The organism is Desulfosarcina ovata subsp. ovata (genome assembly GCF_009689005.1).
GTDB classification, from domain to species: domain Bacteria; phylum Desulfobacterota; class Desulfobacteria; order Desulfobacterales; family Desulfosarcinaceae; genus Desulfosarcina; species Desulfosarcina ovata.
Genome location: NZ_AP021879.1, coordinates 6697501 through 6710654, shown reverse-complemented (window position 1 = coordinate 6710654; position 13154 = coordinate 6697501). Strand labels below are relative to the sequence as shown.

General features: G+C 54.7%; 10 protein-coding genes (1 of these 10 running past the window's edge). 2 read left to right on the top strand and 8 right to left on the bottom strand.

Going from position 1 to position 13154, the window contains the following annotated elements; all coding sequences use genetic code 11:
* Nucleotides 1–41 precede the first annotated feature (41 nt).
* Nucleotides 42–890: a D-amino acid aminotransferase gene (locus GN112_RS29440; RefSeq protein ID WP_155313418.1), complete on the top strand. Its 849-nt coding sequence runs from the start codon at nt 42–44 to the stop codon at nt 888–890.
* A gap of 8 nt (nt 891–898) precedes the next feature.
* Here GN112_RS29440 and GN112_RS29435 read toward each other — a convergent pair whose 3' ends face one another.
* From GN112_RS29435 to GN112_RS29410, 6 genes are all read right to left on the bottom strand, one after another.
* Nucleotides 899–4336 (bottom strand): adenylate/guanylate cyclase domain-containing protein, encoded by a 3438-nt coding sequence (locus tag GN112_RS29435; protein WP_155313417.1) that lies wholly within the window; start codon nt 4334–4336, stop codon nt 899–901.
* A 32-nt stretch (nt 4337–4368) separates the two neighbouring features.
* Nucleotides 4369–5493 (bottom strand): alanine racemase, encoded by a 1125-nt coding sequence (gene alr / locus GN112_RS29430; RefSeq protein WP_155313416.1) that lies wholly within the window; start codon nt 5491–5493, stop codon nt 4369–4371.
* A gap of 12 nt (nt 5494–5505) precedes the next feature.
* A complete protein-coding gene (locus GN112_RS29425; protein ID WP_155313415.1) occupies nt 5506–6282 on the bottom strand; it encodes an amino acid ABC transporter ATP-binding protein in 777 nt (258 codons plus the stop codon).
* A gap of 68 nt (nt 6283–6350) precedes the next feature.
* On the bottom strand, nt 6351–7445 hold the full coding sequence (locus GN112_RS29420) for an amino acid ABC transporter permease (RefSeq protein ID WP_155313414.1): 1095 nt from the start codon (nt 7443–7445) through the stop codon (nt 6351–6353).
* Complete coding sequence (locus GN112_RS29415; RefSeq protein WP_155313413.1) at nt 7442–8620, bottom strand: amino acid ABC transporter permease; 1179 nt, start codon at nt 8618–8620, stop codon at nt 7442–7444. Before GN112_RS29415 ends, GN112_RS29420 begins: the two co-directional genes overlap by 4 nt.
* Before the next feature lie 136 nt (nt 8621–8756).
* Nucleotides 8757–9770, bottom strand: coding sequence for an amino acid ABC transporter substrate-binding protein (locus GN112_RS29410; RefSeq protein WP_155313412.1), 1014 nt, complete (start codon nt 9768–9770; stop codon nt 8757–8759).
* A gap of 359 nt (nt 9771–10129) precedes the next feature.
* Between GN112_RS29410 and GN112_RS29405 the strand changes: the two genes are divergently transcribed.
* Complete coding sequence (locus GN112_RS29405; RefSeq protein ID WP_155313411.1) at nt 10130–10741, top strand: hypothetical protein; 612 nt, start codon at nt 10130–10132, stop codon at nt 10739–10741.
* Between the two features lie 7 nt (nt 10742–10748).
* Here GN112_RS29405 and GN112_RS29400 read toward each other — a convergent pair whose 3' ends face one another.
* Together GN112_RS29400 and GN112_RS29395 are read right to left on the bottom strand one after the other, a co-directional pair.
* On the bottom strand, nt 10749–12146 hold the full coding sequence (locus GN112_RS29400; protein WP_155313410.1) for a sigma-54-dependent transcriptional regulator: 1398 nt from the start codon (nt 12144–12146) through the stop codon (nt 10749–10751).
* Nucleotides 12147–12167: 21 nt separating this feature from the next.
* Nucleotides 12168–13154, bottom strand: the 3' portion of a protein-coding gene (locus tag GN112_RS29395; RefSeq protein WP_155313409.1) for a sensor histidine kinase. Its footprint extends 552 nt past the window's final position; only the last 987 of its 1539 coding nucleotides appear in the window; the start codon falls outside the window, past its right edge; it ends in the stop codon at nt 12168–12170.

Sequence of the window (13154 nt, the reverse complement as noted above, 5' to 3'; positions counted from 1 at the left end):
GTCAATAACACCACAACCAAAGATGGTATAAGGAGACGACCATGCCCGACTTGGCCTATTTGAATGGCGACATCATGCCCATAGAAAAAGCGACCGTTCCCATCGAGGACCGGGGATACCAGTTCGGCGACGGCGTTTACGAATATATCGCCAGTTATGCCGGACGGTTGTTCATGCTTGGCGCCCATTTGGACAGGCTGGAACGCTCCATGGGAGGGCTGGATTTTCCTCCGATTCCGCGGTCACGGATCAAAGCGGCGATCGTCGACCTGTTTGAACGCGCCGGGTACGACCGCGCCGGCATTTACATCCAGATCACCCGTGGCGTCGCCCCGCGCAACCATGCCTTCGACCCGACCCTGTCGCCCCAGGTCGTCATGACCATCCGGCAGATCAACGCATTGCCGGAAAACCTGCACCGGGACGGCATAACGGCGATCACGGTCCGGGACATTCGCTGGGGCCGATGCGACATCAAGACGATCCAGCTTCTGGCCAACAGCCTGGCCAAACAGAAGGCCCTGTCAGAAGGCCACAGCGACGCCATTTTCATATCGGATCAGAATGTCGTTCGTGAGGGTACCAGTTCAAATCTCTTTATTGTCAAAGGCGGGCAATTGATTACCCATCCCCTGACGCCGAATATTCTGCCAGGGATCACCCGCATGGCGATTATCGACATCTGCCGGGAGACAGACCTCAAGATCGATGAGTCATTCTTTACCACCGACGCGCTCTATCACGCCGACGAGGTATTTCTCACCGGCACTGTCACCGAGGTTATGCCGGTGACACAGATTGACGGTCGCTGCATTGGGGACGGCAACGTGGGTCCGCTGACCCGCAAGCTTTATGACGGGTTGCGCCAAAAGGCGCTGGCAGGTGCATAGGCGGACAATTACATCAACGTCTCCATGGTCACCGTTGCCGCTTTGAAATGCTCGGTGGCGCCAAGCCGCTCGAACAGGGCGAGGCTTTCCCGCACCAACGGTTCGGCCAGGTCGTCTTTTCGCCGGACCCGATACAACCGCCCCAGATTGAGGCAGGCCTGGGCCTTCATTCCCAGGGCGCCGATCCGTTCGGCGATACGAACGGCGGCCTTAAAATGGGTTTCGGCCTGTTTGGCCGCCCGTGGCCGGTGGGACAGAAAAAACCACAGATTTTTCAGCCCCATGGAAGGCCGCCGATCAACGTTTCCCGATACCATGTTGAGATAAACACATCCCAGCAGAAAGTGGGCAATCTGAACGTGATAGTGCTTCCCGATGGCCATGTATTGTTCCACATACCGGTTGAACGCCTCTACCCCGACGGCCACATCCCCTTTGGCAACGGTAATCACGTAGGACAGGGCTTGTGCGGTTTTTCCGATGAACTCATAGCCCGACGACCGGCAGAAGTCGATGATTGCCGTAAATTCCTTATCCGCCGCGGAGAAATCGCCCAATGACATGGTGGCCCAGGCCTTAACGAAATGGGCATTGCAGGCAAACATGGAATCCACCGAGCCGTCCACGGCCAGGGAGCATTGCTGGATGGCGGTGCGGAAATCACCGGCTACAAAAGCCCCCATGCCGTGGGACAGATATCCAACGGAAAGGGTATTGACATCGTTATCGCTTTTTCCGTAGGCCAGCAGCCGATCCCCCAACTGGACGCACTGCCGGCTGTCCCCGCGAAACATGTGGGCGATGGCCGCGCCGAAAAAAAGGGAACGAATCAGGTCCTGGTCCATTTCAGACGGCCAGAGGGAGGCACCGACATCGAAACGCGGTAACGCGGCCTCCGCTTTGGCAGCGAACGCCAACGCGTCGTCAAGCCGCCCCATATCGGTACAGGTCCAGGTCAGGTAGGCGCAGGCGTAAGCAATCACCTGATAATCGCCGGTCTGCTCACCGATGCCCATCGCCTCCAGCAGATAGTTCCGCGACGTATCCAGCCGTTCCCGCTTCTGGTACGCTCCACCCAGACAGGCAAGGTACATGCCTTTGATATGCGGGTTGCCGCTCATCCTGGCCAGGGATTCGTGTTTTTTCAACAATACCGACGCTTCCCGGTACCGTCCGCGAAGATGAAAGGCAAAAAACCATTCGATGAGCAAAGCCAACAACGGAGCCGTTATATCGTCATTCGACGGTGAGCCGGCGGTCAATATCTGATACGCCTTCTGATAATACCCCAGGGCCTCGGTCACCGCATAGATTTTCAAACCTTTGCGGGCGGACCGGATCAGGTAGTCGACGGCTTTGGACAACGTGTGGCCATGGCTGAAATGGTAGGCCAGGGTCTCACTGATGGCGTCGATGCGATGACCGTTCAAGCGGATCAGCGCCTCGGCAATCTTCTCGTGGAGGTCTTTACGCCGCCGCCGGAGCAGGCTGTTGTAAGCGACATCCTGAACGAGGGCGTGTTTGAAACACAAACCGGGCTTATCTCCCATGGTACTGTCCAGAATGAGTCCGAGAGACTTGAGGACAGACAGGCTTTCATCTACTCGTTCGGGGGTATTCGAAATTTTTTTCAGCACCCGCGTTGAAAAGCGCCTGCCGATAACCGACGCTTCCTGAACAATCCGTTTGGCGTCGTCTCCGAGGCTGTCAAGGCGGGCGGCAATCACAGTGGTGATATCGGATAAGAAGGCACGTGTCCCGATGGTCCCATGCAACTGCCATTGACCGCCACTCTTCCTCAACGTGCCATCGTCGACCAGCGAATTGATCATCTCTTCGATAAAAAAGGGATTGCCCCCCAGGTACTCGGCGACAAAATTCAGCAAGTCCGGTGGAACCCGGGTGACCCCCAACATGGATTCGACCATGGTTTGTCCCATTTCCGGAGAAAAATCTTCCAGTTCAATGGTGGTACACCGGTAATAGGAATTGGTGATCGGATCGGAAGAGAAGTCAAGTTGACTCGGCCGGTGGCTAATGACAAACAGGACCGCCAGGTTTGCATCATTGAGGATACTGCGAACCATCTTCACTGTCGAAGGATCGGCCCAGTGAAGATCTTCAAGGCAGATCACCGTGGGGGTTCGACGGGACTGGCTGGCAATCAGCCGCATCAGGGTCTGGCGCAGTTTGCGCTGCCATGCTTCCGGTGTCAATCGGGCCTGTTCTTTATCGGCCAGCGTAAACAGACGATCGATGATCTCGACAATCGCCCCGGTATCGGCCTCCAGCAGGGAGAGCTCCCGGTTCAGCTTTTCCCGGATGACGCCGTCGGTGTCATGTTCACGGACATCCACGGCCCGCCCCAACAGATCGACGATCGGGAAATAGGGAACCGTCTGGGTATAATGGTAGGCATTGCCTTCGAGCCAGCGTACCTCGGTTTGGGACAGACTATCCTTGAATTCCGCAATCAACCGGCTCTTTCCGGTTCCGGCCTCTCCGGTGACCAATACACAACCGCCCCGCCCCCGGGAAATGGCAAGCCAGGCGTTATGCAGGGCGGCCAATGCCTCCTCACGACCGATCAAGCGGGCACGCAGACCCCGCACCCGGCGGATCTTATGCGGATGGGGGGCGGTTTTCAACACGCGATAGGCATCCATGCAATCGACACCGTCCCACTTCCCGCCCAAGGCGCTTTTCTCGAAGAGAAAGAACCCCGACGTGGCGGTCATGGTACGCTGCTCCACAAGAATCGCTCCGGAGGGTGCCAGATTGGTCAACCGCAAGGCCCGGTCTACCGTATCCCCGGTGATCCCGTGTCTGCCGGTGGCCAGATCGGTCTTGCCGGTAACGACCAGCCCTGTGGCAATGCCCGAATGCATCTTCAGGGGCTGAATCAAATGGTCCTGGAAACGATTGCTCATCCCGGACACCACGGCATGAATCTCCATGGCCGCGTGCACGGCACGCAGGGGATCGTCTTCGTGCACATGGGGGGTACCGAAAACGGCCAGGACCTCATCACCGATAATGCGGTCGATGCTACCTTCATATCTGAGGATAATGCTGATGATCTTCCTGAAAACCCGGTTCATCATCTCGCATACATCTTCGGGATCCATCTGCTGGCAGATTCTGGTATAGCCGGAAAGGTCGGAAAAAAGGATGGTGACCCGCTTACGCTCACCGCTCGGCGGCGGGGTGAGCGGCGTTAACGGTCTGGCGGTTTCGGCTGGCTGTTTTATAGGTGTTCGTGCAGCAGGTGTCAGCGGCATGACATCGGTTCCGCACGGCAGGACAAATCCGCAGGCGCTGCAAAAACGGCTCCCGCGCCGGTTGACCGTTCCACAGACCACGCACGATGGACCGATTCGGCAACGGCATACCGGACAAATCGCTGCGTCCGGATCCACGGGAGTATGGCAGTCAGGGCATTTCATGGGGCGGGGTAATGCTCCTCACCATCTTTTTGTCATCCGGGAGCGTCGGATCCGTTATCCACAACCACACGCCGCACCCTGGCGGAAACCCCACAGGTCAGTTCATAGGGGATGGTTCCCATGGCCTCGGCAACGTCGAGCACCTGGATGACACTGCCGGACGCCTCACCCCAGATCAGCACATCATCCCCCACCCGGACGGCATCATCGCCCACATCTACCATGAGCTGATCCATGGTAATGGTCCCCACCACCGGATAGGCCCGGCTGCCAATCCTTACCTGGAGCCGGCCGGTCATCTGGCGCCGGACACCATCCGCGTAGCCGATGGGAAGCACGGCCACCGTCGTCTCACGCCCGGTCTGCCAGCGCCGTCCATAGCTCACGTTGTGACCGGCGGGCAGGCGCCGGATATGGGCGACCACCGTTGTCAGGGCCATGACCTGTTTCAGGGGGATCGCTTTGGATGTCTCCGGGGATGGATAGTGACCGTACAGCATAATACCGGACCGACAGGCATCGAAACGACTCTCCGGCAAATCGATAATCGCGCCGCTGTTGGCCATGTGAACCATGGGCGGCCGTGTCGCCTTGGATTCCAGGCGGTTGATCAAGGCATTGAAGTTGTCGAGCTGCTGGCGGGCATAGGTTTTGTCCGCTTCATCGGCAGTGGCGAAATGGCTGTACAACCCTTCCCACACGCAGCACCGGGAATGCACCAGCCGATCGAAAAAAGCCGCCTGCCGCGTCGGTAGCACGCCTACCCGCCCCATGCCGGTTTCTACCTTGACATGCACCACGGCCGGCCGATCGCCGCCAAGCGCTTCAATCCAACGGATGTCATCCTCACCGAACAGGGTAATCCGGAACCCTGCGCGGATGGCAGCAGGCAGTTCGTCGGGAAAAAGGCGGCCGAAAATCAGAATGGGCACCTGGATCCCGCTGTCGCGCAACTCCATGGCCTCCTGAAATTGGGCAACCGCCAGCAATGGCGCGCCTTCATCGGACAGGCAGTTGGAGACAGCAACGGCGCCATGACCGTAAGCGTTTGCCTTGACCACGGGTATCAGGCGGGCCGGTTTGATATGTTGTTGAATTTGGCGGTAGTTGGCGCGCAGGTGATCAAGATGAATGGTGGCGAGGGTTCGGGCTGGCATGATCGATGGCTTTCAATGCAGAATCTGGCTTAAAAACAGTTTGGTCCGGTCGTGTTGGGGATTGTCGAAAAATTCAGCGGGGGTGTTCTCTTCAACGATGCGGCCGTAATCCATGAACAGCACCCGGTGGGCGACACTTTTGGCGAAACCCATTTCGTGGGTCACCACCAGCATGGTCATCCCTTCCCGGGCCAGGCTGATCATGACATCGAGCACCTCCTTGACCATCTCCGGATCCAGGGCCGATGTCGGTTCATCAAAAAGCATCACATTGGGCTTCATACAGAGGCTGCGGGCGATGGCCACCCGCTGTTGCTGCCCCCCCGAGAGCTGGCCGGGATATTTTTTGGCCTGTTCCGCGATGTGCACTTTTTCCAGATAAGCCATGGCCGTCGCTTCCGCTTCCCGCTTGGGTGTTTTTCTCACCCATATCGGTCCAAGGGTGAGATTTTCCAGGATGGTCAGGTGGGGAAAAAGGTTGAAATGCTGAAACACCATCCCCACTTCGGCCCGAATTTTTTCGATGTTTTTAAGATCGTTGGTCAACTCGGTGCTATCGACGATAATTTTTCCGCGCTGATGCTCCTCCAGCCGATTAATACAGCGGATCAGAGTCGACTTCCCGGACCCCGAGGGACCGCAGATAACGATCCGCTCCCCCCGCGCCACGTCGAGGTTGACGTCCTGAAGCACATGGAAATCGCCGTACCATTTGTGCATGCCGACGATTTTGATAATCGTATCGTTGGTTTCTAAGTCATTGTGAGTGGCGGTGTTGGGTTCGTTCATATCAATAACCTGAGAGGAGAAGTGTTACGTTTAAAGTTTTAATCAAAGGAAAGGCGGTAATCCGCCCCTTAAAACCCCGTATCCAGTTCACGCTCCAGACGCCGGCTGTAGTTGGACATGAAATAACAGCACAGAAAATAGACCAGCGCCAGAAATATGTAAGCCTCGGCGGAAAACCCCATCCATTTGGGATCCGAGAGCACCGACTTGGTGGTCTTGAGCAAGTCGTACAAGGCAATAATAACCACCAGGGAGGTATCTTTGAAGGCCGAAATGAGAATACTCACCGACGGTGGAATGACGATTTTGAGCGCCTGGGGCAGGATGATCAGACGCATGGTCTGAACATAATTCAACCCCAGCGAGTCGGCGGCTTCATATTGGCCTTTGGGGATGGCCTGCAATCCGCCACGCACGACCTCGGCAATGTATGCGGCCGTAAAAAAAATAATGGCCGCCTGGGCACGCAAAATTTTGTTGACCGTGACTCCCTCGGGAAGAAACAGCGGAAATATCACCGATGACATGAACAGCAAGCTGATCAGGGGAACGCCGCGGATCAATTCGATATAGACCACACACAGGGCTTTTACGGCCTTCATGTGCGAGGCACGACCCAGCGCCAGAAGGATACCGAGCGGGTAGGCCGCGGTCAGACCGAAAACCGAAAGCAGCAGTGTCAACGGCAGGCCACCCCACTGCGTGCTCTCCACAACGCTCAGCCCGAACAGCCCCCCTCTGAGCAATACACCCATGACGGCCAGTCCCACCAGCCAGCCCCATCCGAGAATCTTGCGCCAGTGATCGCGGTTCCGGCTGTAGAAAAGCAGCGCCACAAGAATAACCATGGCCAAAAACGGACGCCACTGCAGATCGTGCGGATAGAAACCGAAGATAATAAACCGCAGGTTGGCGGTAATAACCGACCAGCAGGCGCCCTGCCCGTTCAGGCACGCCTCACCGGATGGCAGCCAGTGGCTTTCCAGAAGCGCCCATTTTACTAGTGGCGGAACCGTTTGTATCAGAAGGGCAGCGACCATGATCGTCAGCACCGTGTTGAACCATCCATTGAAAAGATTGTGGCGCATCCAACCCAGCACGCCCACCGATGTTGCCGGTGGTTTCATTTCCGCAATCTGGTCGTCGTATTCGTAGACGGTCATCGTTCAACCAATGCCATTTTCTTGTTGTACCAGTTCATGAACACCGAAGTCAGCAGGCTGAGGCACAGGTAGACCGCCATGATCATGGCCACCCCCTCAATTGCCTGTCCGGTCTGATTGATCGTGGTATTGGCCACGGAAACAAAATCGGGATAGCCGATGGCCACTGCCAGGGAACTGTTTTTGGTCAGATTCAACATCTGGCTGGTCAGCGGCGGAATGATGACCCTCAGCGCCTGGGGCAAAATCACCAGGCTCAGCACTTTTCCGGTCTTTAGTCCCAGCGCCTTGGCCGCCTCCGTCTGTCCCTTGTTGACCGACTGAATGCCGGCGCGAACGATCTCGGCCACAAAAGCCGCCGTATACAATACCAGTCCCAACAGCAGAGCAGTGAACTCGGGGCTGATGCTCATCCCGCCCTGGAAATTGAAACCCCGCAAATGCGGCAGGTCCATGGCCGTTGGTGCGCCGGCCAGCAGCCACACAAAAAATGGCAACCCCAGCAGCACCCCCAGGGAAGTCCAAAAAATCGGAAAGGGTTTACCGGTTTTGAACAGACGCTGCATCGCCCACCGCCGGAGCAACCATGCCAGCACGCAGGCCACCAGAAAAGCCCATCCCATCCAGGCCCAGGCCGGGTGGGCAGCCGGCACGCCAAAAATCATACCGCGGTTACATAAAAAAAGGCCGGTGACCGGGTTGAGGGCCTGGCGCGGCGATGGCAGCATCTCATAGAAAAAGGCATACCAGAAAAAAAGTTGCAGCAGAACGGGAATATCCTGAAGCAGTTCTATGTAGATGGCCGCCAGCCGGGAAACCAGCCAGTTTGTGGAAAGCCTGGCGACACCGATCAAGGTACCCAGAATGACGGTCAGCACGATGCCGACAAAAGAGACTTTCAGTGTATTGAGAACGCCCACCAAAAGCGCCCGGGCGTAATTATCGGCAGCGGAGTATTCGATTAGGGATTCACCGATTTCAAAGGAACTCTCTTTTTCGAGAAATCCGAAACCGGTGGCGATGGACTGCCGATCAAGGTTGGCCAGCGTGTTGGATATCAGATAGTAACCCAACGCCGCCACCATCAGCACCACCCCCACCTGATAAATCAGTGATCGTTTGGCAGGGTCGTTGAGCAGGGGAATTTTCTCATCCCCGATATCGATCTTTTGCATCCGGTTATCGCTCGTGGTGGCGGGTTGCTGTACGTCCATGGGATCAGGAGCGCACAGCAACCGATTGACTAAGATACCGAAGCGTTATCACCGCCAGACAGCATTGCTTTCCTGCGGCGACAGGCGGTACGATGGATTACTTGAACGGCGGGGAGTACATCAAGCCGCCATTGGTCCACAGGGCATTCAGACCACGCTCGATCTTGAGTGGCGTATCCTTACCGACGTTGCGTTCGAATACCTCACCGTAATTGCCCACCTGTTTGACAATGTTGTAAGCAAATTTTTCATCCAAGCCGAGCGCCTTGCCATTTCCGGGGGTGACGCCCAAAAAACGCTGGATCTTGGGATTGGCGCTCTTTAGCATCTCGTCAACGTTTTTCGAGGTGATGCCCAGTTCCTCGGCGTTAATCATGGCCAGCACCGATAAATTGACGATATCGTACCACTGATCGTCGCCATGGCGAACGGCAGGCGCCAACGGCTCCTTGGAGATAATCTGGGGTAAAATCATATAGTCATCGGGATTGGGTGCCACGGCACGGGTACCGGCCAACTGGGAAGCGTCCGAAGTCAGGCAGTCGCAGCGACCGGCAAAGAAGGTTTTGGCCAATTCCGCGGTGTTTTCGATCACCACCGGTTTCATCTTAATGCCGTTGGAACGAAAATAGTCCGCCGCATTGAGTTCGGTGGTGGTGCCGGGAAGCACGCAAACCGAGGCGCCATCCAGTTCCTTGGCGCTTTTCACGCCCAGAGACTTGGGTACCAAGAATCCCTGGCCATCGTAATAGTTGACCTGCACGAAGTTGAGCCCCAGTGCTGTTTCGCGACTGAGTGTACGGGTAGCGTTGCGGCAGAGGACATCGATTTCACCGGACTGCAGGGCGGTAAACCGGGTTACCGCCGTCAGCGGAATGAACTTGATTTTGCTGGCATCGCCAAATACGGCCGCGGCAATGGCGCGCCCGGTGTCAACGTCAAGGCCTTTCCAGACGCCTTTTTCATCCGGCTTGCCAAAGCCGAATACATCGCCGTTAACGCCAACCTGTATGAAGCCTTTTGATTTAACGTCATCCAGCGTGCCGGCCGATGCGGAGCAAACCATCGAGAAAACTGCAAAAAGCGCCAATACAAAACTAAATCGTTTCATCAATTCCTCCTAAAGTCCAAGAAAGCGGTTAATATTATCGTTGAACCTTCTCATAGTCCGGTGGAACGTTATCAATATTTCCTGCGATCATGTGGATACGGCATTAGTGTCATCAATCAAAATCGTGAATAAGATCGAAATAACATGGAAACTTTCGTCTTGGCAAGCGGATTCCCCGGGCGATGGCACGGCCGCCCCAGCGATTAACCGGCATTCAGGATAGCCACATTTGGGTTTCCCCTGAACCGGCGTTGTGCCGGCATTGACAAAAGGGGCCAACCTCATGTAGTCAGCAAGGAGCATATCCATCCCGACGGTCACCGAATCGTTTCTCCATAAAGGAGGAAAGCATGTATCGTATGAGAAAAAGATTCTACTCGGAAATGTTTATCCTGGTCCTGGTTATCCTGGGGGCATTTGCCTGTGCAAAGAAATCCTATATCGATGTGATCTACCAGCTTCCCACCGCAAGTGAAGGCCTGGCGGGTCGTACGGTTTTTATCGAAACCCGGGACCTGCGCAGTGATAAAGAAATTTTCAACGCGCCCGCCAAAAAGAATTTTGAATATTTTACCGGTCTGTTTTCCCTTTCCCTGGAAAAACCGGATACAACGGTGACCATGTTGGGGGCATATCCGTTGCTCAGGCTGTTCGAAACCGCAATGAAGCAGCGCCTGACTCAATTACACGTCAAAGTTGCAGACAAACGGTCACCCAATGTGCCGGTCTTCCAGATTAAAATCAATCGGTTCCGGATTAACCTGGACGGACAGAAATGGAAGGCGGATATCAGCTATGAGGCCAACCTCTCCGAAGATGCCCATCTGGTGGCCCGGGAAGTGGTCAGCGGCACGGCCGAACGGGTAAAAATCGTCGGAAGCGGTGGCGCGGAAAAAATAATCGGTGAAATATTTACAGAAATCATCAACCGCCTGAACGTCGAAAGGCTGTTCCAGCAAGCCAAATTGTAATGCGGTCTTATTTGATGCCGTAAAGCTTCATCTTACTCAACAAAGACGGGTGGCTGATTTCCAACAAGCCGGCTGCATGGGTGCGATTGCCTTCGGTTGCGGCCAGCGCCTTGCGGATCATCCGCGCTTCCAGTCTGGCCTTGGCCACTTTCAGCGAAAAACCGCCGTCACCGGCGTCTTCATCTTCTCCTGGATGCGAATCGGCCGTCGAAGTGGTTCCCCCAAAAAAGTTGTCGGCCTCGAGCGTATGCCCCTCGGCCAGCACAATGGCCCGCTCAATGGCGTTTTCCAGTTCACGGACGTTGCCGGGCCAATCATGCCGCATGAGGGCAGCCATGGCAGCGGATGATATATTTTCTATCCGCGTGTTCAGGGATTCGTTGAAACGATTGATAAAAAACCGGCACAACCGGGGGATATCATCCGTCCGCTGCCGAAGCGGCGGCAAAACAATAGGGACCACGTTGAGCCGGTAGAACAGATCTTCCCTGAAGTGACCGGCAGCAATCTCCTTTCCAAGATCCCTGGAAGTGGCGGCAATCACGCGCACATCAATGGATTTGGATTTTGTGCCCCCCACTGGACGGACCTCCCCTTCCTGTAACACACGCAACAGCTTGGGTTGCAATGAAAATGGGATTTCCCCGATCTCATCGAGAAAAAGGGTTCCCTCCTGGGCCATTTCAAACAGCCCTTTTTTGTCTTTGTCCGCACCGGTAAATGCGCCTTTGGCATGCCCGAACAGTTCGCTCTCCATCAGGCTTTCCGGAATAGAGGCACAGTTTACCGGAATGATGGGTCCGCTCCTGCGCTCACTCTCCTGATGAATGCCTTGTGCGATCAGTTCTTTTCCAGTGCCACTCTCACCGGTAATCAAAACGGTGCTGTCAAAACGCGCCACCTTCAAGGCCATGGAGAAGACCTGTTGCATGGCCGGGCTTTTGCCAACCATGTTTCCAAAAGAGAGGCTGCCAGCGATCCGCTGAATTTTATCTTTGAGTTGAAGGTTCTCCGACTTTAAGCGTTCGCGCTCTTCCGCCTTTTTCAGGGTTAATCGGATCTCTTCATTTTTAAAGGGCTTGGAAATGAAATCGTAGGCACCAAGCTTCATGGCTTCAATCGCCAGGTCGATACTGCCGTAAGCAGACATCATGATGACGGTTGTGTTCTGCAGATGTTCGCGGGATGCCTTGAGAAAAGTCATGCCGTCCATGCGTGGCATTTTAATGTCGCAAAGCACAAAATCAAAACGCTGCTGTCCAATTTTATCCAATCCTTGGACGCCATCTTCCGCGGTTTCGATAAGGTATCCGTATCGGCGTAACATGGACTGAAGCATGTGACGCATGTTTTCCTCATCATCAATGATCAGAATGGCCTTTTTCCGGGCTTCAGGCTCTGGCATCCTGCAATCTTCCCATTTTATTTATTTTTTGATTGTATCTGTTGATAGCGGCAAGGTCAGACAAAAGCAGCTCCCACCGCCGTCCTCACTCACCGCCGCCAATGTCCCCCCGAGCCTGTCAACAATCATCGCTGATACACTGAGACCTAATCCGGTTCCCTTCCCGGGTTCCTTGGTGGTGAAAAACGGATCAAAAAGATGATCCAAATGAGAGGGGGCGATACCGGGGCCATTGTCCTTGACCGTCACCTGGAGGGATTGCGGACTTTGATGGTCATTGTTTTCTTGATCGTCTGCCCCATTGCTGGTGATCAATTGGATTATCCCCGGATTGACCGGGTCAGCATTGACGGCATCAATGGCATTGATCATAATATTTAAAAAAACCTGCCGAATCTGTTCGGGATCGCCATGCACGAAATCATTATCGGCATAAAACAAGGATTCGAAGCAAATATTTTTAGCCGCAGGCTGATATTTAAAAACACCGATCAATTCATCCATCAGTTGATGGACGGACATCGTTTTTTCTTCCCCGGCCGCTGAGCGCGACATATCCAGCAATTGCCTGATTATACTGTTAATTCGAGTTATTTCATTTTCCGAACGATTGATAAAATCATTGCGTTCTTCCCCTGTCAGGTCGGATTGTTTGAGCAAATCGAGATACCCGAGCACAATCCCGATGGGATTTCCAATCTCGTGAGCAATTCCAGACGTCAAACGTCCGACGGTGGCCAGCTTTTCAGCTCGGATAATATCGTTCTGAGCCTTTTTCAGCTCTTTGTTGGCCGCCTGCAATGATCCAATAGTTTTTTCCAACGCGGCTTTATTTTCAACGATGCGCTGCAGCATTTTATTCAATGCTGAGGAGAGAATTGAAAAGTCATTATCCTCTTTTCTTACTGAGAAAAAAAGCTCATCCTGATCATCGTAAGATTCCGCTTTTTTTGCAAGACGCTGCAGGGGCCGAAAGTAGATCCGGCTCAGTTGCCGGTTACCAAAAAG

Bases quoted from the DNA above. Each gene is read 5' to 3' on its own strand.
- GN112_RS29400 (WP_155313410.1), bottom strand. From the start codon at position 12,146: ATGCCAGAGCCTGAAGCCCGGAAAAAGGCCATTCTGATCATTGATGAT.
- GN112_RS29415 (WP_155313413.1), bottom strand. From the start codon at position 8,620: ATGCAAAAGATCGATATCGGGGATGAGAAAATTCCCCTGCTCAACGAC.
- GN112_RS29405 (WP_155313411.1), top strand. From the start codon at position 10,130: ATGAGAAAAAGATTCTACTCGGAAATGTTTATCCTGGTCCTGGTTATC.
- GN112_RS29425 (WP_155313415.1), bottom strand. From the start codon at position 6,282: ATGAACGAACCCAACACCGCCACTCACAATGACTTAGAAACCAACGAT.
- GN112_RS29420 (WP_155313414.1), bottom strand. From the start codon at position 7,445: ATGACCGTCTACGAATACGACGACCAGATTGCGGAAATGAAACCACCG.
- GN112_RS29440 (WP_155313418.1), top strand. From the start codon at position 42: ATGCCCGACTTGGCCTATTTGAATGGCGACATCATGCCCATAGAAAAA.
- alr (WP_155313416.1), bottom strand. From the start codon at position 5,493: ATGCCAGCCCGAACCCTCGCCACCATTCATCTTGATCACCTGCGCGCC.
- GN112_RS29435 (WP_155313417.1), bottom strand. From the start codon at position 4,336: ATGAAATGCCCTGACTGCCATACTCCCGTGGATCCGGACGCAGCGATT.
- GN112_RS29410 (WP_155313412.1), bottom strand. From the start codon at position 9,770: ATGAAACGATTTAGTTTTGTATTGGCGCTTTTTGCAGTTTTCTCGATG.